The organism is Streptomyces sp. 549, from assembly GCF_030124175.1.
Lineage (GTDB): Bacteria > Actinomycetota > Actinomycetes > Streptomycetales > Streptomycetaceae > Streptomyces.
On record NZ_JASKMT010000002.1, the window covers coordinates 18,327 to 41,109 of the forward strand.

The window sequence follows — 22,783 nt, forward strand, 5'->3', positions numbered from 1 at the left end:
GACGGGGTGCGGTCAGTCCGAGGAGAGGGGGACGCACCACACGAGGTGGGTGCCGGTGCCGTCGTCCAGGGCGGGCTCGGCGGTGAAGGAGCCGCCGAGCAGTTCCGCGCGGCTGCGCATGTTGGTCAGCCCGCCGGTGTGCTGGTTGGCGCCGATGCCCACGCCGTCGTCGGTGAGCGTCAGCACCAGCTCGTCGGCGACGGTGACGGTCACCTCCATGCGGCGCGCCCTGGCGTGCCGCGCGGTGTTGCTCAGCGCCTCGGCCAGCACCGCCAGCAGGTGGTCCCCGGTCTCCGGCGGCACGTCGGTGTCCAGCGTGCCCTCCATGATCAGGGAGGGGGTGAAGCCGAGCGTGCGGTTCGCGCTGTTCACGGCCGCCGAGATCCGGCCGCGCAGGCCCTGGTCACCGGGGGCCGAGCCCTCGGAGCGAAGCGCGAAGATGGTGGAGCGGATGATCTTGATGGTCTCGTCGAGGTCGTCCACCGCCCGGGTGACCCGCTCGGCGGCTTCGGGGCGGTCGATGAGCCGACCCACGCTCTGGAGCGTCATGCCGGTCGCGAACAGCCGCTGGATCGCCAGGTCGTGCAGGTCGCGGGCGATCCGGTCGCGGTCCTGGAGCAGCACCAGCTGGTCCGACTCGGCCCGGTGCCGGGCCAACTCCAGCGCCAGCGCGGCCTGTGCGGCGAACACCGAGAGCAGTTCCACCTCGTTGTCGTTGAACGAGGCTCGGCCCGCGAACCGGGCCAGGCGCAGCGCGCCGGGGGCCTGCTCCTGCGGGGAGAACAGGGTCACCGCGACCGTCGGTCCGTGCGGTCGCTCCAGCCCGGGGAAGTTGTAGCCGTGGCCGGAGGACCGGATGTCCGTGGTGGTGCTGGGCTTGCCGGTGCGCGCGGCCTCGCTCGCCAGCGAGTCGTCGAACGGCACGACCAGGCCGGTGAGCCGGTCGGCCTCGGCGCCCTCCGCGACGGAGACCCGCAGCGAGCCCTGCTCGCCCGACGGCAGCAGCACACACGCCGAGTCGGCATGAGCCAGTTTGAGGGCGTGCTGGGCGATCATGCGCAGCACGGTCTGCGCGTTGGCGCCGGACAGCAGTGTGCGGGAGATCTCCCCGCTGGCCTCCAACCACTTCTCCCGCAGCCGGCTCTCGTTGTAGAGGCGGGCGTTGTCGATGGCGACACCGGCGGCCACGGACAGCGTGGTGAGCACGGCCTCGTCGTCGGCGTCGAACTGGGCGCCGCCGTGCTTCTCGGTCAGGTACAGGTTGCCGAAGACCTCGTCGCGCACCCGGATGGGCACTCCGAGGAAGGAGCGCATCGGCGGGTGGTTGTCGGGGAAGCCGTGGCTGGCCGGGTGGTCCGCGAGATCCTCAAGGCGCAGCGGCTGCGGATTGCGGATCAGCTCGCCGAGAATGCCGTGGCCGGACGGCAGCGGCCCGATCTGCCGGGCCAGGTCCTCGGAGATGCCCACCGGGAGGAACTGCGAAAGCCGCTGGTGGTCGCCGATGACACCCAGCGCGCCGTACTCGGCGTCGGTGAGCGCGACCGCCGCCTCCACGATCCGCCGCAGCACCTGGGCGAGGTCCAGCTCGCGGCCGACGCTGAGCACCGCCTCCAGCAGGCTGTGCATGCGGTCCTGCGTCGTCCGCGCTGCGTCCAGCCGGGACTGGAGCTCGTCCAGCAACTGGTCGAGCCTCAACTGCGGAAGACCCGGCCGCGAGGTCAGCCCATGGCCACCGGTCTCATCGGGCATCGGACCTCCGGAGTGTCGCCCTGTGACCTCAGCCTAGAGGAACCACCGCCACCGGACAGTGCGCGCGGTGCAGTATGGCGTGATGCACCGAGGACAGGCCGATACCTTTGCGTCCCTTCCGCCCCTCGGCCCCCACCACCAGCAACTCCGCGCCGTAGGAGGCGTCCAGTAGCGCCGTCTTGGCGGGCCCTTCGACGTGCCGGTGCTCCACCTGCACCCCGGGGTGTGAGCGCGGCGCCTCCGCCAGCACCTGCGTCGCGGTCCGCCGCGCCGGGGTCGGCTGCTCGCCGCACGGGGCGCCGGTGCCTTCCGCGGGCGGCGCGTCCGGCCGCCCGGCCCGGACCGCCAGCACCTCCCCGCCCAGCCGCTCGGCCTCGTCCAGCGCGAAGACCGCCGCCCCTGCGTCCGTGCGGTCGGCCACGCCGAGCACCACGCGGGGCCGGCTGCCGTAGCTGACGCCCACCCGGCCGCGCATCACCACCACCGGGCAGCGCGCCTGGGCGGCGACGCCGGAGCCGACCGACCCCAGCAGCAGGGAGGCGAGCGTGCCGCGCCTGCGTGAGCCGAGTACCAGCAGCGAGGCGTTCCGGGCGGCGTGCAGCAGACCGGACACGGTGGGTTCGGCGAGCAGTTCGGTGGCCACGGACACGGCCGGGGCCCGCTGCCCGGCCCGTCCGGTCGCGTCCACCAGCATGGACCGCTTGCGCAGCCGTTCCGCCGGGGAGCGGTCGTCGCCCTGGTGGCGGTCCCACAGGAAGGCGTGCGCTATGACCAGCGGCACCGTGTCGTGCTGCGCCCGGTCGGCCGCCCAGTCCACCGCGGTGAGAGCCGTCGGCGAACCGTCCACCCCCACCACCACTGGTCCGCGTCGCTGCATGTCGGTCCGCCTCCCGCCCGCCCCGGTCCGGTCCGTCCGGCACCAGGCCCCCCAGCCTGGTCCGTCGGGCCGTCGCCCGTGCAGGGTCAGCCGGTACCCGCAGAAGGGCCGAACGGCCCCATGCGCAGAAGCCGTCCGTCCCTCACTCTGGGTGTCGAGGAAAGCACGGACTGCGGCACTCGTGGGGGGTGACCCGGTCTCCGTGCGGCGGCCCGCCCGGCCACCTCACCGGCAGGTGCGGCACGTCCGACCGAGCGGCTCACGGACGTCACCGACCGTCCCGACCACCGGTGCAGAGGTGGGTACCCGGCCGGGCCGCCCCACCCTCGGGCACCCGGGCCGCCGACGCGGCCCGGGTGCCGTTCCCGTGCCGCGCGTCTTCCCGTGCCACGCGTCCCGCCCGCCCGCGCGCGTTCCCTGTGCCCGATACGTCCCGTCAGCCCCGTCCCCGCCCCCGTCCGCCGGGGAATGGCCGACGCGCGGTGAGGTACCCGGTCCCGGAACGCGGGGTCCCGGAACGCGGGGTCCGGGGTCCCGGTGGCGGAGGGCCGGTCTGCCCACCGGTAGGGCCCATCCGGCCCCTGCGGCTCCGCGGCGCCGTGGCGGACCGTGGAGGTGTCAGCAGCGGACCGCAGGGCTCGCGGCGGACGCCGAGCACGACCGGAACGGTCCACCACCGCACCGGCGACACCGCCCAGGCAACCGGGAGATCGCGATGACACCCCCCGTGTCCACCTCAGCCCGCTCGCAGGCAGCGCCTCAGGCCGCCTACGCGCTGCTGGCCGACGGCACCACCGTGCAGCTCAGGGAGGCGCGTCCGGCCGACCGGGCCGCGGTGCTGCGGATGTACGAGGGCATGACCGCACAGCACCTGCGCTACCGCTTCTTCGGCAGCGGGCGCCGGGTCACCGAGCGGTCCGCGGAACGCATCTGTGCGGCCGGCCGGCGCGGTGAGCGCGCGCTGCTGGCGCTGGTCGGCGACGAGGTGCTGGGCTCCGCCGAGTTCCACCGCGACCCGGACCACCCCGACACCGCCGACATGGCCATCGCCGTGGCCGACGCCTGGCACCACCGCGGGGTGGGCACCCTGCTGCTGGAGCACCTGGCGCACCTGGCCCGCAACGACGGCCTGCGGGCCTTCACCGCCGACGCGCTCGCCGAGAACACCGCCCTGCTGGAACTGGTCGCCGACATCGGCCTGCACACCACCCGCACCCTGGACGGCACCGAGGTGCGCTGCCTCATCTCGCTCGACCCGGACGAGAACTACCTGACGGCGGTCGACAGCCGCGCCAGGCACGCCGACACGGCCAGCCTGGAACCGCTGCTGCGGCCCCGCTCGGTGGCCGTGGTCGGGGTGGGACGCAGTCCGGACTCCGTGGGCCGCGCCCTGCTGCACAACCTGGTCGAGCACGGGTTCACCGGTTCGCTCCAGGCCGTCAGCCGCCACCTGGCGACCGTCGGCGACGTGCCGGTGCGCGCCTCCGTCGAGGAGCTGCCCGAGGCGCCCGACCTGGCGGTGCTGGCCGTGCCGGCCCACTCGCTGGCCGAAGTGGCCGAGCAGTGCGGACGGTTGGGCGTGCGGGCGCTGCTGGCGGTGTCGGCCGGCCTGGACGACACCGAGGGCGCCGCGCTGCTGAACGCCTGCCGCACACACGGCATGCGGCTCGTCGGCCCCAACTGCCTGGGGCTGGCCAACACCGAGGACGGCCTCTCGCTCGACGCGACCTTCGCCGCGTCCGCGCCGGCCGCCGGGACCGCCGGGGTCGCCGTGCAGTCCGGCGGGGTGGGCATCGCGCTGCTGGACGCGCTGTCCCGGCTGGGCATCGGCGTCTCCACCTTCGTCTCGCTCGGTGACAAGTACGACGTCAGCGGCAACGACCTGCTCCAGTGGTGGGAGGGCGACGGGCGCACCGACATGGCGCTGCTGCACCTGGAGTCGTTCGGCAACCCGCGGGCGTTCTCCCGCACCGCCCGCCGCCTCGCCCGGCACATGCCGGTGCTGACCGTCGACGCGGGCCGGTCCGAGGCCGGCCGCCGGGCCGCCGCCACCCACACCGCGGCGATGGCCACCCCGACCGTCACCAGGCAGGCGCTGTTCACCCAGGCGGGTGTGATCGCGGCCCGCTCGCTCGCCGAACTCACCGCGACGGCAGCCCTGCTGCACTCGCAGCCGCTGCCCGCCGGCTTCCGCGTCGCGGTCGTCTCCAACGCGGGCGGCGCCGCCGTACTCGCCGCCGACGCGCTCGTGGAAGCCGGACTGACCGTGCCCGAACTTCCCGCGCCGCTCATCGGCGAGCTGGCCCGGGTGCTGCCCGGTGGCGCGAGCGCCACCAACCCCGTGGACGCCACCGCGGCCGTCACGGCCGGACAACTCGACCGCTGCCTGCGCCTGCTGGACCGGCACGGCGCGGTCGACGCGGTCCTGGTCGCGCTGGTGCCCACCGCTGTCCCCGCGGCGGCCGGAAACCATCCGACGAAGGTCCTGGTTCCCCCGGCCGGGCACCGGAGCCGTCCGGTCGTCGCGGTACTGCCCGGCCAGGAGGCCACCGTGCGCATGCTGCGCACCCCCGGCACTCCGGGAGACGCCGCCTCCGGGAGCGACGCCCCCGGAGCCACCGGCGACCGGGCGGTGCCCGCCTACGCCGACCCGACCACTGCCGCCGCCGCCCTGGCCCACGCCGCCGGCTACGGCCGCTGGCGGGCCCGGCCCGCAGGCACCGTGCCGGAGTTGGAGGGCACCGACCCTGCCACCGCCACGGCCCTCGTCGAGGAGTACCTCGACCGGCACCCGCAGGGCGGCTGGGCCGACCCGAAGCTGTGCGGCGCCCTGCTCGACGCCTACGGCATCGCGCAGCCGCCGTGGGCGTGGGCCACCGACGAGGAGGAGGCCGCCGCCGCGGCCCGCGCGCTGGGCGGCCGGATCGCGCTCAAGGCGTCCTGGCCGGGCCTGGTCCACAAGTCCGACGTCGGGGCCGTCCGGCTCGACCTGGACGGCCCCGAGCAGGTCAGTGAGGCGTTCCGCGACCTGCGCGGCACCTTCGGCGACGTGCTCGCCGGGGCGGTCGTGCAGCCGATGGCGCCGCGCGGCACCGAACTGGTGGCCGGAGTCGTGCAGGACGAGGTGTTCGGCCCGCTGGTCCTCTTCGGACTCGGCGGCACCGTCACCGAACTGCTCGCCGACCACGCCGCCCGCCTCGCCCCGCTCACCGACCGGGACGTGCACGATCTGATCACGTCCCCGCGCTGCGCACCGCTGCTCTTCGGCTACCGCAGCGGACGCACCGCCCAACTGCCAGCTCTGGAGGGCCTGCTGCACCGGCTCTCCGCGATGGCCTGCGACCTGCCGCAACTCGCCGAGGCCGAGTTCAACCCTGTGCTCGCCGGGCCCACGACCACCATGCCGCTCGACGTGAGAATCCGGCTGCTCCCGCGTGCCGCGCACGATCCGTATCTGCGCCGGCTCCGCGAGCGCCCCCACCCTGGAGGAGAACGATGACCGACTTCGCTCACACCACGCCCCTGTCCCCTCGTGTCCTGGTCGGCTTCGACGTCTCCGAGCACTCCGCCGCTGCCCTGGAGCGGGCCGCCGAGGAAGCCGTCCTGCGGGACGCGCCGCTGGAGATCCTCTGCGGCTGGCCCTGGGAGCTGCTGCCCCCGGAGGAGGGCGACCACTCCGGCACCACCCTCCACGACCGGTCCCGCCACCTGGTGGAACACGCCGGTGACAAGCTGCGCGAGCGGCACCCGCAGCTGCGGGTCATCCCGTCCATGACGTCCAAGGCCGCGGCCGAGGCGCTGGTGCACGGCAGCGAGGGCGCGGTGCTCACCGTCGTCGGCAGCCGCGGCCACGGGGGCTTCGTCGGGCTGCTGCTCGGCTCGGTGAGCCTGCGCGTCGCCGCACACACCGCCGGCCCGCTGATGGTGGTCCGCGGCGACGGCCGCCGCGACCACAACCGGGTGCTGCTCGGGGTGGACGGGGACACCGACCCCGCCGCGATCGAGTTCGCCTTCGAGGAGGCCAAGCGGCACGGCGTGGAACTGCACGTGGTACACGCCTTCGACTTCTCGCCCAACCCGGAGGACGTCCAGCACGAGGCGGCGGCCCAGACGATCGCGCAGTTCGCCGTCGCGCAGACGGCCGAGAAGTACCCGGACGTGCGGTACCGCACCGAGACGGTGCAGGGCCCTCCCGGCCGGGAGCTGGTGAAGGCGTCGAAGGAGGCCGACGTGATCGTGGTCGGCGGCCACCACCGCAAGCACCGGCTCGGCATGCAGCTCGGCCCGGTCCTGCACGCCGTGCTGCACCACTCGCACTGCCCGGTCGTCCTGGTTCCCGTCCGGCACTGACCCGTCCGGCACTGCCCCGTCCGGCACTGACCCGACCGTCCGCGGCCCGGAAAGCGGCGGAGCAGGAAAGACGAAGGAGGAGAAGATGAAGCACCGCCTGATCGCCAGTGTCATGACCCGCGACGTGGTCGCGGTCGAGCGGGGGACCCCACTGAAGGAGGCAGCCGATCTGCTTGCCAGGCACCGGGTCAGCGGTCTGCCGGTGGTGGACGAGGACGAGCAGGTGCTCGGCGTCGTGTCGCTGACCGACCTGACCCTGCGCCAGGCCGGTCAGGGCATCGACCCGCCGGCCGGCTGGGTGGCCCGCCTCAGCCGCGGCGCCCGGCGCGACCACGCGCTCCGCGCGAAGGCCGGCGCCCGCACCGCGGGTGAGCTGATGTCGAGCCCGGCGGTCACCGTCGGGCCCCGGCAGACGGTGGTGGACGCCGCCCGACTGATGGCCGCGCACAACGTCGAGCGCCTTCCGGTGATCGACGAGGAGGGGCGGCTGACGGGCATCGTGACCCGCCGCGACCTGCTCGGGGTCTTCCTGCGGTCCGACGAGGAGATCCGCCGCGAGGTCATCGACGAGGTCCTGGTGCGGGCGCTGTGGCTGCCGCCGCAGTACCTGCGGGTGGACGTCAGGGAGGGCGTCGTCACGCTCACCGGCAAGCTGCCCCGGCGCAGCGAGATCCGGATCGCCGAGCGCCTCACCGAGCGCGTCGACGGAGTGGCCGGGGTGATCGCCGAACTCGGTTACGAGGAGGACGACTCGCACCTCCAGCCCACCGAGCGCGCCCTGCACGGCATCGCCGAGGAATGGATGAGGAAGCTGTGAGGAGGGAACTGCGATGCGCACCATGAAGGGCTTCTTCGGGTCGCTGCCGCCGGGTCACCGCGACCGGCTGCGGGCCCTGGGCCGGGACGTGACGTTCGAGGCCGGCACGCGGATCTTCGACGAGGGCCGCCGGGCGGACCGCTTCTGGGTGGTCCACTCCGGCTCGGTCGCGCTGGACATGCACGTGCCCGGCCGGCAGCCGGTCGTCGTGGAGACCATCGGCCACGGCGAACTGCTCGGCTGGTCCTGGCTGTTCGACCCCTTCTCCTGGCACCTGGGCGCCGAGGCGGTGAGCCCTGTGCGGGCCCACGAGTACGACGCCGAGGCCGTCCGGCTGCTGTGCCGGGAGGATTCCGAACTCGGCCAGGCCCTGACGCTGGCGGTGGCCGGCGTCATCTCCCACCGCCTGCAGCGGGCCCGCAGCCGGCTGCTCGACGTGTACGGCCCCTACGCCTCCCCGAGGAGTCAGCTGTGAAGGACCGACCGCACGACCCGGCCGCCGAGCGGCTGCTGACGGACGACGGCCCCGGCCCCGCCGGCCCCGGCCCTGACGGTCCCGTTGAGGGCCGGGAGGGCGGCGTGGCGCACACCGTGTGCGACGTGATGACCAGCACGGTCATCGGCATCGGCCGCGACGCGCCGTTCAAGGAGATCGTGCGCACCCTGGAGGAGTGGCGGATCAGCGCCCTGCCGGTGCTGGAGGGCGAGAGCGTCGTCGTCGGCGTGGTGTCCGAGGCGGACCTGCTGGCCAAGGAGCAGTTCCACGACCACACGCCGTCCCGCATGGAGGAGATGCGGGTGATGCGGCAGCTGGTCAAGGCGAGCGGCGTCACGGCGGGCGAGTTGATGACCTCGCCGGCCGTCACCGTGCACGCCGACGCGCCGCTGTCGCTGGCCGCCCGCATGATGGCCGTGCACGGCGTCAAGCGGCTGCCGGTGACGGACGACCTGGGGCGGCTGGAGGGCATCGTCAGCCGCAGCGACCTGTTGAAGGTCTTCCTGCGGGAGGACGAGGACATCGCCCGGGAGGTCCGCAGCGAGGTCGTCGAGCTTCTCTTCCCCACCCGGGACATAGGCGTCACGGTGAGTGAGGGTGTGGTGACCCTGGACGGCGAGATCGGGGACACCTCGACGATCCCGGTGGCGGCCCGACTCGCCCGGGCGGTGGAGGGGGTGGTCAGCGTTGAGATGAGGCTGCACGGTGAGCACCGGCGACCCGTGCAGTTCTGACCGGCGGCGCGCGGCGCCGGATGCGCTTCGCTCGTGCGGCGGCAGGGCCGTTCGGCCCCTTTGCTGTACGAGTGACGCTGAGTGATCATTGCCCTATGAACGATGCCGCGCCGGTGACTCCCATCCGGGTCTTCCTCCTCGACGACCACGAGGTCGTGCGACGGGGGCTCTCCGACCTGCTCGACAGCGAACCCGACCTCTCCGTGGTCGGGGATGCCGGCACCGCACGCGAGGCGCTGGCCCGTGCCCCCGCCGTGCGCCCGCACGTCGCCGTGCTGGACGTGCGGCTCGGCGGCGCGGGCGAGACCGGCGACCAGGAGGGCATCGAGGTCTGCCGCGAACTGCGCGCCCGCATGCCGGAGTTGGCCTGCCTGATGCTGACCTCCTTCGACGACGACGAGGCGCTGTTCGACGCGATCATGGCGGGTGCCTCCGGGTACGTGCTGAAGCAGATCAAGGGCTCCGACCTGGTCTCGGCGATCCGGACGGTGGCGAGCGGCCAGTCGATGCTCGACCCGGGCGCCACTGCCCGCGTCATGGCCCGGCTGCGCGGACCGGAGAAGCCCGACACCCCGCCGGAGCTGGCCCGGCTCTCGCCGCGGGAGCGCGAGATCCTGGAACTCATCGGCGACGGTATGACGAACCGCCAGATCGCCGAGCGGCTCTTCCTCGCGGAGAAGACGGTGAAGAACCGCATCTCGGCGATCCTCTCCAAGCTCGGCGTGGCCCGCCGGGTGCAGGCCGCCGTCATCGCCGAGCGCATCCGCGAGCGCGACCGCTCCTGAGCCACTACCGCACCCATGCCACGACCGCACCTGACTCACTACCGCACCTGAGCACCGCCACCGGCCACGACAGGTGCGGACGGCTGCCGGGCACGCCCCCTGGGGGACGTGCCCGGCAGCCGTTCTCGCGTTGAGGGGCGTTCGGCCCGGGTGCTCAGGCGGGAGTGTTCCACTTCTGGTTGGCGGCGCCCGTGCACGTCCACAGCTGGAGGCGGGTGCCGTTGGCCGCGTTGCTGCCGGTGACGTCCGCACACTTGTCGGCCGCCGGGTTGACGATGTCCCGGGCGCCGCTCACCGCCCACTGCTGGTTGGGTCTGCCGTTGCAGTCCCACAGTTGCAGCGTGGTGCCGTTCGCCGTGCCGTTGGCGGTGGCGTCGAGGCACTTGCCCAGGGCCCGCAGGGTGCCGTCGCCGGCGCGTGTCCAGCGCTGGGCCGCGGTGCCGTTGCAGTCGTAGAGCTGCACGGGTGTGCCGTTGCCGGTGTTGGCGCCGGCGACGTCCATGCACTTGCCGGCCAGTCCGCTGATCTGCCCGGCGGCGCCCGGACCGTCGCTGGTGGTGACCCGGACGTGGTCCACGACGAGCTGCTGCGGGAACCGGGTGCTGCCGTCCGGGTCGCCCGGCCAGAACCCGCCGACGGCCAGGTTCATGATGAGGAAGAAGTCCTTGTTGAACACCCACTGGCGTCCGCCGAGGTCGGCCGGGGTGCGGGTCTGGTAGACGGTGCCGTCCACCGACCAGCTGATGCGGTCCGGCGACCAGTCGATGGCGAAGGTGTGGAAGTCGTCCGCGAACGCCCGGCCGCCCGGCAGGGTGTAGCCGGCGCCGATGCCGCCCTCACCGAAGTAGCCGGGCCCGTGCAGGGTGCCGTGCACGGTGCCGGGCTCGAAGCCGACGTTCTCCATGATGTCGATCTCGCCGGTGGCCGGCCAGCCGACGTCGCCGAAGTCGTCGCCCAGCATCCAGAACGCGGGCCACATGCCCTGGCCGCGGGGCAGCTTCATCCGGGTCTCGACGTGCCCGTACCTCGCGGTGAACCGACCGGCGGTGTTCAGCCGGGCCGAGGTGTACTCGCACCGCCCGTACCAGCACTGGTAGTTGTTCGGGTTCTCGCGCCGGGCGGTGATGACCAGCTGGCCCTGCCCGTTGAGCGCGGCGTTGCTGCTGCCCGCGGTGTAGTACTGCCGTTCGTGGTTGTTGACGTTGTCGCCGGTCTCCAGCTGCCACTTGCGGCCGTCGACGGCGGAACCGGCCGGGCCGTCGAAGGTGTCCTCGAAGGTCACCGCGGCGGGGGCGACGGGCGCGGCGTCAGCAGCGGGGGCGGGTGCGCCGTCGCTGCCGGTGCCGCCGGCGGCCGGTGAGGTGGCGGTCAGCGTCAGGGAGAGGGCGGCGGCGAGTACCGCGGAGAGCAGTGCGGAGGAGCGCAGGCGGCTTCGGCTGTGTCTGAGGGACATGCGGTACCTCACATGCGGTGGGGGCGCGGTGGGGTGACGGGCGCGGCAGACCGCGTGCCGGGCCCGGAGACAGTGGGACCCGGGCCCGGCACGGAACTGGTCCGTACCTGTGAAGCACTGCGAGTGAACCGTCTTGAAGAGAACCCGTCAAGACATGCGTTCAGACCCGGTTCGTGCCCAACTCCTGAACGGGAGACCGAGTCTGAGAGCGCGACCACCCGGCGCGTGCCGGTCGTCGCCGTGAACACGTGAACTCGGCGCGCTACCCGCGAGGGGGTGTAGCCCTCCGGGGTCACGGTCCCGAACGGCCGGGTCATGCACGTCCGGCTGTACGGGATACCGCCAGCTCAGAGCGGTGATGAGAGGGAAAGGTGAACGCAGAGTGAACAGATATCCGCATTGTCCGAGAGGTGCGTCTTGCGGTTTTTCCTCCCCGTACCCTGGATAGATGAGCATCGCTGCCGCCCCCCACCAGGCGCTCTCACAGACCGGCACCCCGTCCGCGAGTCCCGTTGACGCCCCGTCCGCAGTCCCGGCCCGGAGGCCGGGTTCCGAGGCGGGGGGTGCGGAGGACTGCGTGACCGCGCTGGCCGGCTCCCTGATGGACCGCGAGGAGGCCGAGGCGATGGCGCAGTCGCTCAAGGCCGTGGCCGATCCCACCCGCCTCCAGTTGCTGCACCTGATCAAGTCGGCGCCGGGCGGCGAGGCGTGCGTCTGCGACCTCACCGAGTGCCTGGGGCTGCGGCAACCCACCATCAGCCACCATCTCAAGATCCTGGTCGCCGCCGGCCTGCTGACGCGTGAGCGCCGCGGCACCTGGTCCTGGTTCGCCGTCGACCCCAAGGGACTTGAGGCGCTGCGCCGCATGGTCGGCTGACGGACGGTCGCTGCGCCCCGGTGCCCGTCCGTTCACCTGTTCGCTCTCACGTCACCTGTTCGCTCTTCGTCGACTCGTTCGTTCATCCGCCGGCCTGCCCCGAAGTTCCGCAGCCCGGCTCCGGTCTCCCGGAGCCGGGCCGTGACGCGTGGGTCAAACGGGGTCAAGGGGTGGCAAGTTCGACCCGTCGAGTCGGTCATATAGATACACGGCTATGGTTCCGTCGAGTGACACGACGCGTACACCGCGCGTTCACATAGGCGGGCTTCGATCCATGTGTCTGCCGGGGGTGCCTCACGGGACTCCCACCGATGCCGGCCATTCGACACCGGCCCGAGCACAAGGATCCAGTTGTGAGAGCGTTCCATGGCCGAAGCAAGACCCTCGGCGCCGCAGCCCTCACCTGCGCCGCCGTCCTCACCCTGAGCGCCTGCGGCGGCGGCGACGCCGGCACCAGCGCGGAGGGCGACGAGCTGTCCGGCAAGGTCAAGATCGACGGTTCCAGCACCGTCGCGCCGCTGACCAGCGCCGCCACCGAGTTCTACGCCGAGGACAAGGCGAACAAGGTCCAGGCCACCGTGGCCACCTCCGGCACCGGCGGCGGCTTCAAGAAGTTCTGCGTGGGCGAGACCGACATCTCCAACGCCTCCCGTGAGATCAAGGACGAGGAGATCGCCACCTGCGAAGAGAACAACATCAAGTACGAGAAGTTCGCCATCGCCAACGACGCGCTGAGCGTCGTGGTGCACAAGGACAACGACTGGGCCGAGTGCCTCAACCTTGAGCAGCTCAAGAAGATCTGGGAGCCCGACTCCAAGGTCAACAGCTGGAAGGACATCGACGACAAGTTCCCGGACGAGCCGCTGAAGCTCTTCGGTCCCGGCACCGACTCCGGCACCTTCGACTACTTCACCGAGGCGATCAACGGTGAGGAGGGCGCCTCGCGGACCGACTACAGCGGCAGCGAGGACGACAACGTCATCATCCAGGGTGTCGCCGGCTCCAAGGGCGGCATGGGCTACTTCGGCTTCTCCTACTACGAGGAGAACAAGGACAAGCTGAAGCTCGTCGACATCGACGGCGGCGACGGCTGCATCACCCCCAGCGCCGAGACGACCCAGGACGGCTCCTACGCCCCCCTCGGACGGCAGCTCTTCATCTACCCGTCCGACGCCGGCCTGAAGAAGCCGCAGGTCCTCGACTTCGTCGAGTACTACGTGGAGAACCACGCCAAGATCGCCGAGGACGCCCAGTTCATCCCGCTCAACGACGAGCAGGAGAAGGAGCTCCAGGCGTCCCTCGACAAGCTCAAGAAGGCCGCCGAGTGACCAGCTCCACCACGCGACCGCCCGCGGGGACCGGCACCCGGTCCCTGCGGCGGTCCCGCCCCCGCCACGGCGAAGCCGTCATCAAGGTCCTGCTGCTGGCCGCCGCACTGGTGTCGGTGGCCACCACGGTGGGGATCGTCATCTCGCTGATCCCCCCGGCCGTCGAGTTCTTCGGCGAGGTCGACCCGGTCGCCTTCCTCACCGGAACCGAGTGGACGCCGCTGTTCGCCGACAAGAGCTTCGGTGTGCTGCCCCTGGTGGCGGCCACCCTGATGATCACCGTCATCGCGATCGCCGTCGCGGTCCCGGTCGGTCTCGGTGCCGCCGTCTACCTCAGCGAGTACGCCAGCCGGCGCACCCGGCAGCTGCTCAAGCCGATGCTGGAGGTGCTGGCCGGCATCCCCACGGTCGTCTACGGCTTCTTCGCACTGGCCTTCATCACCCCACTGCTCCAGGACGTCATGCCAGCCGGGTGGGCGCCCGAGGTCCGCAACGGCCTCGCCGCCGGCCTCGTCATGGGCGTGATGATCGTGCCGACCATCGCCTCCCTCACCGAGGACGCCCTCTCGGCCGTCCCGCACTCCCTGCGCGACGGCGCGTTCGCGCTGGGCTCCGGCAAGCGCATCGTGTCGGTGCGCGTCGTGGTGCCCGCCGCGTTCTCCGGCATCGTGGCCGCCTGCGTCCTGGGCATCTCCCGGGCCGTCGGCGAGACGATGATCGTGCTCATCGCCGCCGGCTCGCAGCCGCAGTTCACCCTGAACCCGCTGGTCGAGATGGAGACCATGACGGCCTTCATCGCCCGGGCCGCCTCCGGTGACGTGCCGGTCGGCTCGATCGCCTACAACACCATCTTCGCGGTGGGCTCGCTGCTGTTCCTGGCGACCTTCGTGATGAACATCATCAGCATCCGGCTGGTCCGCAAGTACCGGGAGGTGTACGAATGAGCGCCCCGACCCTCACCAAGCAGTCACCTCCGGCGCCCGCCGGCCGCAGGAACCTGGCAGGGCCGCGTTTCCGGCCCGCCGAGAGCCTGTTCCGCTGGATGCTGCTGGCCTGCCTCGCCATCGGCATGGTCTTCCTGGCGGCGCTGCTCACCTACGTCATCGTCGAGGCCTGGCCGCGGCTGGACTCCCGCCTGTGGACCAACTTCCCCTCGGTGCGCAGGCCGGAGAACGCCGGCGCGCAGTCGGCCATCATGGGCACGGTCTGGGTCATCTCCTTCACCGCCCTGTTCTGCCTGCCGACCGGCATCATGGCGGCGATCTACCTGGAGGAGTACGCCGACGGGGAACGCTGGTACAACCGGCTGATCGAGCTGAACATCCAGAATCTCGCCGCGGTGCCGTCCATCATCTACGGCATCCTCGGACTGGGCCTGCTGGCGCGGCAGTTCGGCCTGGGAACAACGGTGCTGACGGCGGCGCTCACGCTGTCGCTGCTCGTGCTTCCGGTGGTCGTCATCGCCTCCCGCGAGGCCATCCGGGCCGTGCCGCAGTCCATCCGGCAGGCCTCCCTCGCGCTCGGCGCCACCAAGTGGCAGACCGTCAGCCGCCAGGTGCTGCCCGCCGCCGTACCCGGCATGGCCACCGGTTCGATCCTGGCCCTCTCCCGGGCCATCGGCGAGGCCGCCCCGGTGATCATGCTGGGCGCCGTCACCTTCGTCATGTTCAACCCCGAGGGCCTGCAGAGCTCCTACACGGTGCTCCCGGTGCAGATCTTCAACTGGATCAGTGAGTCCCGGCAGGAGTTCCACCACCTCGCCGCAGCCGCCATCCTCATGCTGCTCGCCATCCTGCTGCTGATGAACACCGCCGCCATCTGGCTCCGCAACCGCTACAGCCAGCGCTGGTGACCGCCGTGAACCAGCCCCCGAACACCACGACCACCGGCCCTGCCGCAGCTCACCAGGGAGCCTCGATGACCGACTCCGCACGCTCCGCCCCGGCCCACGAAGCGCCGCCGCGCGACGCCGCCCCCGCCGCGGAGGCCGCACCCACCCCAGAGGCCGCGCCCGCGCCGCTCGCCGAGGAGGCGCAGGGGCTGGCCGTCTCCGTCGGCGGACGCCGCCGCAGCCGCCGCGGCACCTCCCTCGACGAGCCCGTGTTCCAGGTCTCCGACCTGGACATCTGGTACGGCCAGCACCGTGCCGTGCGCGACGTGTCGCTGACCATCGGGCACCGCAACATCACCGCCATGATCGGCCCGTCCGGCTGCGGCAAGTCCACCGTGCTGCGCTGCCTCAACCGGATGAACGACCTCATCCCCGGCGCCCGCGTGGACGGCAAGGTCTCCTACCACGGCCAGGACCTCTACGGCCCCGAGGTCGACCCGATCGAGGTCCGCCGCCAGATCGGCATGGTGTTCCAGAAGCCCAACCCGTTCCCCAAGTCGATCTACGACAACGTGGCCTACGGCCCGCGCGTCAACGGCGTGAAGAGCGGCCTGGACGACATCGTCGAGGAGGCGCTGACCGGCGCCGCGCTCTGGGACGAGGTCAAGGACAAGCTGAAGAACAGCGCGCTGGCGCTGTCCGGCGGCCAGCAGCAGCGGCTGTGCATCGCCCGCACCATCGCGGTCAAGCCCGAGGTCATCCTCATGGACGAGCCGTGCTCGGCGCTCGACCCGATCGCCACGGCCAAGATCGAGGACCTGATGGACGAACTCTCCCGGGAGTACACCATCGTCATCGTCACCCACAACATGCAGCAGGCCGCCCGCGTCTCCGACTACACCGCCTTCTTCACGGCCGGCACCGACCCGTCGGACGGTCAGCGCTACGGCAACCTCGTCGAGTACGACACCACCGAGAAGATCTTCGAGAACCCGTCCGACCAGCGCACCGAGGACTACATCACCGGTCGCTTCGGCTGAGGCGCCCACCGGGGGGCAGGACGCCGCACCGCACGACGCGACCGCAGGGAAGAGGGGAAGGATGACCACCGTGACACCGGAGGCGGAGCCGCACGTCAGACCCGCCGGGCACCGCTTCGACCAGGCGGTCCGCCCGGCCCGCTCGTCCGTGCTGCTCGCCGACTCCGACGAGGCCGTCGCCGCCGAGGTGGCCGGCGGCCTCACCGGGGCCGGCATCCCCGTCACCGTCTGCCGGGACGGCGCCGAGGTGCTGCTGCGCGCCGGAATGCAGCAGCCGGCGCTGGTCCTGCTCGGCGCCCCGCTGGCCGTGGTCGACGCGGCCACGGTCACCGGCCTGCTGAACCGTATCTGCCCGTCGCCCGTGGTGGTCGGCGTCGGCGCGGAGCACGCCGCCGAGGCGGTGGCGGCGCTGTCGGCCGGCGCCACCGCGCTCGTCGCCCGCCCCTACCGGCTCGCGGAACTGCTGCCGCTGCTCCAGCCCACCGCCGCCGGCGACGGCTCCGCCGAGCGGCTGCGCGTCGGCGACATCGAACTCGACCCGGCCGGACTGCACGTGTACGTGCGCGGGCAGGCCGTCCGCCTGCCGCTGCGCGAGTTCGAACTGCTCCGCTACCTGATGCGCCACGGCAACCAGGTGGTGCCGCGCAAGCAGATACTCCAGGACCTGTGGGGCACCGAGGTCACCGACACCAACACGCTGACCGTGCACGTCAAGCGGCTCCGCGCGAAGCTCGCCGCCGTCGAGGGCAGCTGCTGCACCATCGACACCGTCCGCGGCCTCGGCTACCGCCTGGAGTGCCCCGAAGCCGCCGACCGCTGACCCTCCTGGGGGCTGACCTCATGGCGGCTGGGGCCTGGTGCCCCCAGGTTCAGGGGCGGGGCGTCTCAGGTGGCGAGCGGGTCGAGGTGGAGGGGCTGGACCCGGCCCTCCAGCAGCGCCGCCAGGCCGTTGACGGCGGCGACGGCCGGGTCGGTGGCGACCTGCACCGGCATCGTCGTCGCCTGCCGCAGACGCTCGTCGAGGCCGGGCAGCAGCGCGCTGCCGCCGGTCAGCATGATGCCCCGGTCGGCGAGGTCGGCGACCAGGTCCGGCGGGCACCGGTGCAGCACACTGCGGATCGCGTCGACCAGCATGTTGACCGGGGGCTGGAGCACCGCCCGCACGTCCTCCGGGTCGACCTGGACCGTGCGGGCCAGCCCGGTGGCGACGTCCCGCCCGAGCACCACGGTGTTGACGGGGCCGGCCAGCCCGACCGCCGCCACGTCCCGGTGCAGGGCCCGGACGGCCAGCGAGGGCAGCGTCAGCTCGTAGCGGCTGCGCAGGTGCTGGACCACCGCGTGGTCGATGGTGTCGCCGCCCACCGGGACCTTCGCGGCGGCCACGATCGCTCCCAGGGACAGCACCGCCACCTCGGTCGCCGCCGCCCCGCACGACACCACCATCGTCGCCTCGGGCCGCTCCACCGGCAGCCCGCAGCCGACGGCCGCCGCGACCAGCGTGTCCACCAACTCCACCCGGCGGGCGCCCAGTCCGGCCATCGTCTCCGCCACCGCCCGGCGGGCCAGCGGGTCGGCGTCGTGCGGTACGCAGGCGGCGGCCCGCAGCAGTGGGTTGCGCCGCCAGGACCTGCGCACCTTCTCACCCACCATGGTGCGCAGCATGCGCTGCGCCATGTGGATGTCGACCACCGTGCCGTTGGCGATCGGCCGGACCACCCGGATGTGCGCGGGCGTGCGCCCGGCCATGCGCTCGGCCGGGGACCCGACGGCGATGAGCGCCCCGGACCGCATGTTCACCGCGACGATCGACGGCTCGTCGACCACCAGCCCGGCCTGCTTGAGATACACCCGGCTCCGCGACGCCCCCAGATCGACGGCGACCGTGCATCGACGCACCTGCTCATGGCTGAAGGTCACAGTGGTACTCCCCGGAAGAGCGCGACGGACGTTCCCCTCATCGTGGGGCGGCGGCTCCCGGGCCGCCCGCCGGACTGGTCCGGACGGGCGCCCCGGGGGGCGGGGCTACACGGGCCGGTCCAGCTCCCCCGGCGTGGGGCCGGGCGTCAGCCCCGGCGCGTGGGCGGGGCAGGCGTAGAGGGTGGCTCCGGGACCGCTGGTGCTCTGCACCCACCGGACGGGGACCGGGGCGGAGGTGGGCTCGCGGCACGTGACGCAGAGCGCGACGAGCACGTCGGGAGGCGGCCCGGTCAGCCCGCCGACGTTCACGCGGGCACCCCCGCAGCGGCGAAGGCGGACCGCGTGAACGGGGCTCCGGGGTAGGTGTACGGGTAGTCGACACCGAGGGTCGCGAGCGCGGCAGCCCGCTGCCGCTCATGGACGACGCCGGGCACCACCTGCATGTCCGCGACGGCATGCGGTGTCGCCGCGAGGACGTACGGGCGGACGAGTACCACGTCCTCACCCCGCAGCGGTGCGCGCAGCGCCCGCACGTGCTCGGGGGTCGGCGTCAGCCACTGAGCGGACGTGGACGTGAGCCCACTGCGGGTGGGGGCGGGATCGGGGCTCGGCGCGGGCTCGGTGACGGGGCGTGCGCCGTGGCGCCCACGGACGGGCAGCACCATTCGCAGCACCCACACCAGGGCACGGGCGATAACATCGCGCATAAGTCGTTCAGCTCCTTGAAAGCTGTTCGGTGGAGCCCCGGCGGACCGGTCCTAAGCGGTCCGCCGGGGCGTTTTGTTGTGGTACTTCGGAGGGGCAGCGAGGCTCGGCCCGTCCGCCTCGGGAGCGGACAGCGGAAGCTGGTGTCCGGGCCGGTTTGGCCGATCTGCAAACGGTCATGGCATCCGCGCCGGATGCGGTTCTGGACCTAAGCGGTGAGGGACCGCTGGGCGACGTGCTCGACGCGCTCGGCGAAGATCCGCGCGGCGTCGGGATTGACCGTGACCAGGGCGACCATGGCGGTCAGAATGACGTCGACCAGCTCGTTCTGCACGTCCTCCCATGTGTGGCTCTCGCCTTTACGCGGGTTCGAGCGCATCACTCCGTGGACGGCCTCGGCCACCTCCCCGGCTTCTTCGGTGATCTTCAGGACGCGCAGCAGCCGCGCCTCCATGGGTGAGCCCTGGGTCTCCTCGTCCAGCCAGTCGACGAGGCGCTTGATGGTCATCCAGTCGGTGTCCTGCATGGCCGATTCCTCCGTGGCGGTCGCTGGGCGTGGAGGGGAGGGGACGCTACCGGAGCGGGTAGGCAGGAACCGGGCAAGGCGAGCGGATACCTCAGAAGGAGTGACGGCGGGAGGGGAGGGGCGAGCCGGGGGGCGAGAGCCGGGCGCCTTTGCTCGTGCCGGGCTCAGCCCTCGCCCAGGGACGCGTGCCACTTTCCGCGTGACAGGTGCACAACGCCGTCGGGGGTGATGCGGACGTGCGCGCCGTAGAGGGGCAGTGCGCCTTCGGTGTTCAGCCGGTTGCGGATGCGTTCGAGGGCGTCCCAGAGCCGTTGCGGGCCGCCTTGGTGCACCTCGGGCGGGTCGGTCCACACGGCGGACGCACGCGCCCAGGACCCGTCCGGGTGGAACAGCCATGCCGTGCGACGGTCGCCGAGTTCTTCGTAGTGGGTCTCCACTCCCGGGGCGGTCAGGGTGAGGTGCGTACTCACCTCCCAGGCGTCGGAGACGTTGAGTACGGGGTAGCGGCCGGTGCTGACCTCTTCCCCTTCCTGGTCCCTGGCGTGCGGGAAGCTCTCGATGAGGTGGGGCGGGTGGCCGGAGCCGTGGCGCGCGTGCATGAACCCGGCCCAGTCGCGTTCGACTCGGCCGACAGCGCCCCCGTCCGGTGTCTTCTCCGCTCCGATGATCATTGTCGTGCCGGTGAGAGTGGTGACCAGTCGTCCACCAGGCCGCAGAGCACGCAACCACCCTGGGGGAACGCGGGGCATCGCCACCATGGCCACGATCCGGTCGTACCCGCCGGGGAGTTCCTTCGTGGCGTCCACGGTCACCAGCTCCGGCCGGTACCCGACTGCCGCGAGTCGTTCCCGGGCGGTGTCGGTCAGGTACGGGTCCACGTCCACGCTGCTCACGTACCGGTCGCCGAAACGGTGACACAACAGCGCCGTGGAGTACCCGGACGCGGTTCCCACGTCGAGAATCCTCATCCCCTCGGCCGGTCGGGCGTGCCGCAGCATCTGCACCACCAGCGACGGAAGGGTGGACGAAGAAGTGGGCCACCACGCGGGCCGGTTCTCGGGCTCGGCATGGTCGGCGTGGAGTGAGCCCGTGCGAGTGACCAGGGTGGTGTCGCTGTAGGCCGCGCGCAGCCACAGCTCGGGGTTGGCCGGGCCGTCCGCCAACAGTGCGCCGTCGTGCTCGGCCCACCACCAGCGGGGCACGAACAGGTGGCGAGGGGTGAGGCGAACGGCGTCCCGCCATCGGGACTGCGGATGCGTCACCTCGTCTGCCAGGGCGGCTGCGTGCTGTGCCCATTCCGTCATCGCGCACCGTCCGGGGAGTTGGGGAACTGCGGCAGACACGCCGGTTGTCCAGGCTGGCAGCTCTGGTCGTCCGGGGAACAGCCCTGAGCGCGTGGTGGGGGAACGCTCGCTGAGAGCCGTGCCCATGCCTTCCCACCGAGCAGTTCGCCGAGTCGGGTTTCGCGTACGTTCCCTGCCGGGAAGTCGCGGGAGAGCACGCAGCCGGCGAGGTCGCCGTTCGGGAGGACGGCGGCACGTCCACGGGTGCACCGGCCGCACATCTCGTCCAGCGTCGGGGACTGCCCCGGCAGGGCAGAGCGCCCGACGGCCCGCGCCCGGTCGGTCGTGATGTGCCTGACGCCCATGGATTCCAGCTCGGCGCGGGCTTCGGCCACGTGCTGTCCCGGCAGGACCTCCACGAGCCCGGCCCGCACGGTCGCGCCCCTGGTGACGGCTTCCCGGATGTGGCACCGGGTCCGGGTGTAGCTGCCCGCACGTCCGGTGATCCTGTCGTGTTCCTCGGGCTCGTCGCTGTAGTAGCTCGTCGCCAGCGTCAGGCCCTCACGGGTGAGCAGATCCCACCAGCCGGGGGCGACGTGGAAGAGATTGCTGTAGACCTCCACCCCCATCCCGAGCGAGAGCGCGAGTTCAGCGAACTCCCGCCAGTGCGGATGGACGGTTGGCTCTCCCCCGATGAGCTGGACGGAACAGACGCCGAGCGCCGCCGCGTCGATGATCACCCCTCGCCAGTCCGCAGGCGTCATGGCGCCGTGCGTCGCCTGCGGGCTGGACTCGGACAGGCAGTGTGTACAGGTGAGTTGGCACCGTCCGGTGATCTCCAGCTCCAGCGACGCGATGCCGATGGGAAAGGCGGCGGAGGGTGGTTCAAGCAGAGTGGTCACGGCGATTGTTCCCTTCGTCCTACGAGCGGTGGTGGTTCCGGGGCCGGTGCGCTTCCTGCGGGGGACGCGGCAGTCCGCCGATGCGGTGGGGTATCGGCTCGGGTGATGCCCGGTCGGGTTCGTCGGCGGGCAGCAGGGATGGGGAGACGGACAGGGCGTAGGTGCAGTCCGTGTCCGCGAACGTGCGGAACAGTGGATGCCCGGCCTTGAGATGCTGTCGCGCCTCGCGTTGCCCGTCCCGGTCGGCAGCCCATGTGCGGAGTCGAGTGGGGCAGTCGGGGAAGGGAACGGTCGGCAAGCGCATGAACAGCCTCACCCACGTCGAGTGCTGCGGGTCGGGGTCGAGTCGATCCGCGATCCGCAGCGCCGCAGTGCGAAGCCACCGAAGCGCGAGGATTGTTGAGATCGATTGGAAGGTGCCCAGGACGTACGGCACGGTCTCGCCCGTGCCGTACACAAGACCGTCGGCGCGCACTTCGCACCGGTAGCCCGCAGGCTGCGAACCGTTGCTCATGACGGGCACCCCAGCCACATGACCCACGGGCGTTCGATCACCTCGGCGTAACTGGTGTGCTCGGGGTTGGCTCGCAAGTGCTCGAACGTCCAGGCCTGAGCGTCGAGCGGGTCGGTGTGCTTGTCGGACTCGGCGCCGCACTCCGTGTCGTCGTCCGTGAGGGACAGGCAGCGGAACCGGTGTGTGAGCGGGGGAGCGTCGTCGTCCTGGTCGGGCCGGAGAGTCCAGTCGACGAACCGGAACACGCGACGGGCCGCCGTGGTCACAGCAGTTCACCCCGGCTTCGAGCGTTGCACCGCGCGTTCTCGGCCTGCAACCTCTCCATCGGGTCCGCAGGACGCACGTGCTCGGGCTCGGCTTCCCACTCCGTCCCACCGCAGACCGGGCGCAACGCCCAGTAGGGGCCGGCGACCCCTCGGAACTCCCCGATACGGCCGCCACTGCTGATGTCCAGCACGAGCGTGCCGAGTTGCGGGGGGCCCGGAGGTTCCTGCGCGTTCGGGCAAACGTTCTCGCCGTCCACCTGTCGCTCCTCTCCGTAGTCATTCCACTACCAAGGAGGCTCAGAGTGGCTTAGAGTCGAGCGGTCTTCAACGTGG

Annotated in this window: 24 protein-coding genes; 12 read left to right on the forward strand and 12 right to left on the reverse strand. The window is 72.1% G+C overall.

The window, feature by feature from the left end; translation table 11 throughout:
* Positions 1–12: 12 nt before the first annotated feature.
* Both QNO07_RS02135 and QNO07_RS02140 read right to left on the reverse strand, forming a co-directional pair.
* Complete coding sequence (locus QNO07_RS02135; protein ID WP_283989628.1) at positions 13–1,749, reverse strand: sensor histidine kinase; 1,737 nt, start codon at positions 1,747–1,749, stop codon at positions 13–15.
* Positions 1,750–1,777: 28 nt separating this feature from the next.
* Positions 1,778–2,626, reverse strand: a complete 849-nt coding sequence (locus tag QNO07_RS02140) for a universal stress protein (RefSeq protein ID WP_283989629.1) — start codon at positions 2,624–2,626, stop codon at positions 1,778–1,780.
* Positions 2,627–3,341: 715 nt separating this feature from the next.
* Between QNO07_RS02140 and QNO07_RS02145 the strand changes: the two genes are divergently transcribed.
* The 6 genes from QNO07_RS02145 (at position 3,342) to QNO07_RS02170 (ending at position 9,808) form a co-directional block, all read left to right on the forward strand.
* Entirely contained in the window at positions 3,342–6,125 is a 2,784-nt protein-coding gene (locus QNO07_RS02145; RefSeq protein WP_283989630.1) for a bifunctional acetate--CoA ligase family protein/GNAT family N-acetyltransferase, read from the forward strand.
* Entirely contained in the window at positions 6,122–6,976 is an 855-nt protein-coding gene (locus QNO07_RS02150) for a universal stress protein (RefSeq protein ID WP_283989631.1), read from the forward strand. The genes QNO07_RS02145 and QNO07_RS02150 overlap by 4 nt, the downstream gene beginning before the upstream one ends.
* Before the next feature lie 85 nt (positions 6,977–7,061).
* Positions 7,062–7,793, forward strand: coding sequence for a CBS domain-containing protein (locus tag QNO07_RS02155; RefSeq protein WP_283989632.1), 732 nt, complete (start codon positions 7,062–7,064; stop codon positions 7,791–7,793).
* Positions 7,794–7,806: 13 nt separating this feature from the next.
* Positions 7,807–8,268, forward strand: a complete 462-nt coding sequence (locus QNO07_RS02160; RefSeq protein ID WP_283989634.1) for a Crp/Fnr family transcriptional regulator — start codon at positions 7,807–7,809, stop codon at positions 8,266–8,268.
* Between the two features lie 128 nt (positions 8,269–8,396).
* The gene (locus QNO07_RS02165; RefSeq protein ID WP_283990039.1) at positions 8,397–9,023 is read left to right on the forward strand and encodes a CBS domain-containing protein; all 627 of its coding nucleotides are present in this window, start codon (positions 8,397–8,399) and stop codon (positions 9,021–9,023) included.
* A gap of 95 nt (positions 9,024–9,118) precedes the next feature.
* Positions 9,119–9,808: a response regulator gene (locus tag QNO07_RS02170; protein WP_283989635.1), complete on the forward strand. Its 690-nt coding sequence runs from the start codon at positions 9,119–9,121 to the stop codon at positions 9,806–9,808.
* A gap of 154 nt (positions 9,809–9,962) precedes the next feature.
* Here QNO07_RS02170 and QNO07_RS02175 read toward each other — a convergent pair whose 3' ends face one another.
* The gene (locus QNO07_RS02175; protein ID WP_283989636.1) at positions 9,963–11,261 is read right to left on the reverse strand and encodes a ricin-type beta-trefoil lectin domain protein; all 1,299 of its coding nucleotides are present in this window, start codon (positions 11,259–11,261) and stop codon (positions 9,963–9,965) included.
* A 448-nt stretch (positions 11,262–11,709) separates the two neighbouring features.
* Here QNO07_RS02175 and QNO07_RS02180 point away from each other — a divergent pair, with 448 nt between their 5' ends.
* From QNO07_RS02180 to QNO07_RS02205, 6 genes are all read left to right on the forward strand, one after another.
* Positions 11,710–12,138, forward strand: coding sequence for an ArsR/SmtB family transcription factor (locus tag QNO07_RS02180; protein ID WP_283989637.1), 429 nt, complete (start codon positions 11,710–11,712; stop codon positions 12,136–12,138).
* A gap of 353 nt (positions 12,139–12,491) precedes the next feature.
* Positions 12,492–13,466: a PstS family phosphate ABC transporter substrate-binding protein gene (locus QNO07_RS02185; protein WP_283989638.1), complete on the forward strand. Its 975-nt coding sequence runs from the start codon at positions 12,492–12,494 to the stop codon at positions 13,464–13,466.
* Entirely contained in the window at positions 13,463–14,410 is a 948-nt protein-coding gene (pstC, locus tag QNO07_RS02190; protein WP_283989639.1) for a phosphate ABC transporter permease subunit PstC, read from the forward strand. Before QNO07_RS02185 ends, pstC begins: the two co-directional genes overlap by 4 nt.
* Positions 14,407–15,318 carry a phosphate ABC transporter permease PstA gene (gene pstA, locus QNO07_RS02195; protein ID WP_283989641.1) on the forward strand — a complete coding sequence of 304 codons (912 nt, stop codon included), beginning with the start codon at positions 14,407–14,409 and terminating at the stop codon, positions 15,316–15,318. Before pstC ends, pstA begins: the two co-directional genes overlap by 4 nt.
* A gap of 65 nt (positions 15,319–15,383) precedes the next feature.
* Positions 15,384–16,337: a phosphate ABC transporter ATP-binding protein PstB gene (gene pstB, locus QNO07_RS02200; protein ID WP_283989643.1), complete on the forward strand. Its 954-nt coding sequence runs from the start codon at positions 15,384–15,386 to the stop codon at positions 16,335–16,337.
* A gap of 61 nt (positions 16,338–16,398) precedes the next feature.
* Positions 16,399–17,157 (forward strand): response regulator transcription factor, encoded by a 759-nt coding sequence (locus tag QNO07_RS02205; protein ID WP_283989645.1) that lies wholly within the window; start codon positions 16,399–16,401, stop codon positions 17,155–17,157.
* 65 nt (positions 17,158–17,222) lie between these two features.
* Here QNO07_RS02205 and QNO07_RS02210 read toward each other — a convergent pair whose 3' ends face one another.
* From QNO07_RS02210 to QNO07_RS02250, 9 genes are all read right to left on the reverse strand, one after another.
* A complete protein-coding gene (locus tag QNO07_RS02210) occupies positions 17,223–18,254 on the reverse strand; it encodes a rod shape-determining protein (protein ID WP_283989647.1) in 1,032 nt (343 codons plus the stop codon).
* Positions 18,255–18,359: 105 nt separating this feature from the next.
* Positions 18,360–18,563 carry a hypothetical protein gene (locus QNO07_RS02215; RefSeq protein WP_283989649.1) on the reverse strand — a complete coding sequence of 68 codons (204 nt, stop codon included), beginning with the start codon at positions 18,561–18,563 and terminating at the stop codon, positions 18,360–18,362.
* Entirely contained in the window at positions 18,560–18,961 is a 402-nt protein-coding gene (locus QNO07_RS02220; protein ID WP_283989650.1) for a hypothetical protein, read from the reverse strand. The genes QNO07_RS02215 and QNO07_RS02220 overlap by 4 nt, the downstream gene beginning before the upstream one ends.
* A 206-nt stretch (positions 18,962–19,167) precedes the next feature.
* Complete coding sequence (locus QNO07_RS02225) at positions 19,168–19,485, reverse strand: MazG-like family protein (protein ID WP_283989651.1); 318 nt, start codon at positions 19,483–19,485, stop codon at positions 19,168–19,170.
* Positions 19,486–19,649: 164 nt separating this feature from the next.
* On the reverse strand, positions 19,650–20,789 hold the full coding sequence (locus tag QNO07_RS02230) for a methyltransferase domain-containing protein (protein WP_283989652.1): 1,140 nt from the start codon (positions 20,787–20,789) through the stop codon (positions 19,650–19,652).
* Positions 20,786–21,670 (reverse strand): radical SAM/SPASM domain-containing protein, encoded by an 885-nt coding sequence (locus QNO07_RS02235; RefSeq protein ID WP_283989653.1) that lies wholly within the window; start codon positions 21,668–21,670, stop codon positions 20,786–20,788. The genes QNO07_RS02230 and QNO07_RS02235 overlap by 4 nt, the downstream gene beginning before the upstream one ends.
* Before the next feature lie 19 nt (positions 21,671–21,689).
* The gene (locus QNO07_RS02240) at positions 21,690–22,184 is read right to left on the reverse strand and encodes a hypothetical protein (RefSeq protein WP_283989654.1); all 495 of its coding nucleotides are present in this window, start codon (positions 22,182–22,184) and stop codon (positions 21,690–21,692) included.
* Positions 22,181–22,450 (reverse strand): DUF7848 domain-containing protein, encoded by a 270-nt coding sequence (locus tag QNO07_RS02245; RefSeq protein ID WP_283989655.1) that lies wholly within the window; start codon positions 22,448–22,450, stop codon positions 22,181–22,183. The genes QNO07_RS02240 and QNO07_RS02245 overlap by 4 nt, the downstream gene beginning before the upstream one ends.
* Positions 22,447–22,707 (reverse strand): hypothetical protein, encoded by a 261-nt coding sequence (locus tag QNO07_RS02250; RefSeq protein WP_283989656.1) that lies wholly within the window; start codon positions 22,705–22,707, stop codon positions 22,447–22,449. Before QNO07_RS02250 ends, QNO07_RS02245 begins: the two co-directional genes overlap by 4 nt.
* Between the last annotated feature and the right edge of the window lie 76 nt (positions 22,708–22,783).

Bases quoted from the DNA above. Each gene is read 5' to 3' on its own strand.
- QNO07_RS02135 (WP_283989628.1), bottom strand. From the start codon at position 1,749: ATGCCCGATGAGACCGGTGGCCATGGGCTGACCTCGCGGCCGGGTCTT.
- QNO07_RS02140 (WP_283989629.1), bottom strand. From the start codon at position 2,626: ATGCAGCGACGCGGACCAGTGGTGGTGGGGGTGGACGGTTCGCCGACG.
- QNO07_RS02145 (WP_283989630.1), top strand. From the start codon at position 3,342: ATGACACCCCCCGTGTCCACCTCAGCCCGCTCGCAGGCAGCGCCTCAG.
- QNO07_RS02150 (WP_283989631.1), top strand. From the start codon at position 6,122: ATGACCGACTTCGCTCACACCACGCCCCTGTCCCCTCGTGTCCTGGTC.
- QNO07_RS02155 (WP_283989632.1), top strand. From the start codon at position 7,062: ATGAAGCACCGCCTGATCGCCAGTGTCATGACCCGCGACGTGGTCGCG.
- QNO07_RS02160 (WP_283989634.1), top strand. From the start codon at position 7,807: ATGCGCACCATGAAGGGCTTCTTCGGGTCGCTGCCGCCGGGTCACCGC.
- QNO07_RS02165 (WP_283990039.1), top strand. From the start codon at position 8,397: ATGACCAGCACGGTCATCGGCATCGGCCGCGACGCGCCGTTCAAGGAG.
- QNO07_RS02170 (WP_283989635.1), top strand. From the start codon at position 9,119: ATGAACGATGCCGCGCCGGTGACTCCCATCCGGGTCTTCCTCCTCGAC.
- QNO07_RS02175 (WP_283989636.1), bottom strand. From the start codon at position 11,261: ATGTCCCTCAGACACAGCCGAAGCCGCCTGCGCTCCTCCGCACTGCTC.
- QNO07_RS02180 (WP_283989637.1), top strand. From the start codon at position 11,710: ATGAGCATCGCTGCCGCCCCCCACCAGGCGCTCTCACAGACCGGCACC.
- pstA (WP_283989641.1), top strand. From the start codon at position 14,407: ATGAGCGCCCCGACCCTCACCAAGCAGTCACCTCCGGCGCCCGCCGGC.
- pstB (WP_283989643.1), top strand. From the start codon at position 15,384: ATGACCGACTCCGCACGCTCCGCCCCGGCCCACGAAGCGCCGCCGCGC.
- QNO07_RS02205 (WP_283989645.1), top strand. From the start codon at position 16,399: ATGACCACCGTGACACCGGAGGCGGAGCCGCACGTCAGACCCGCCGGG.
- QNO07_RS02220 (WP_283989650.1), bottom strand. From the start codon at position 18,961: ATGCGCGATGTTATCGCCCGTGCCCTGGTGTGGGTGCTGCGAATGGTG.
- QNO07_RS02225 (WP_283989651.1), bottom strand. From the start codon at position 19,485: ATGCAGGACACCGACTGGATGACCATCAAGCGCCTCGTCGACTGGCTG.
- QNO07_RS02230 (WP_283989652.1), bottom strand. From the start codon at position 20,789: ATGACGGAATGGGCACAGCACGCAGCCGCCCTGGCAGACGAGGTGACG.
- QNO07_RS02240 (WP_283989654.1), bottom strand. From the start codon at position 22,184: ATGAGCAACGGTTCGCAGCCTGCGGGCTACCGGTGCGAAGTGCGCGCC.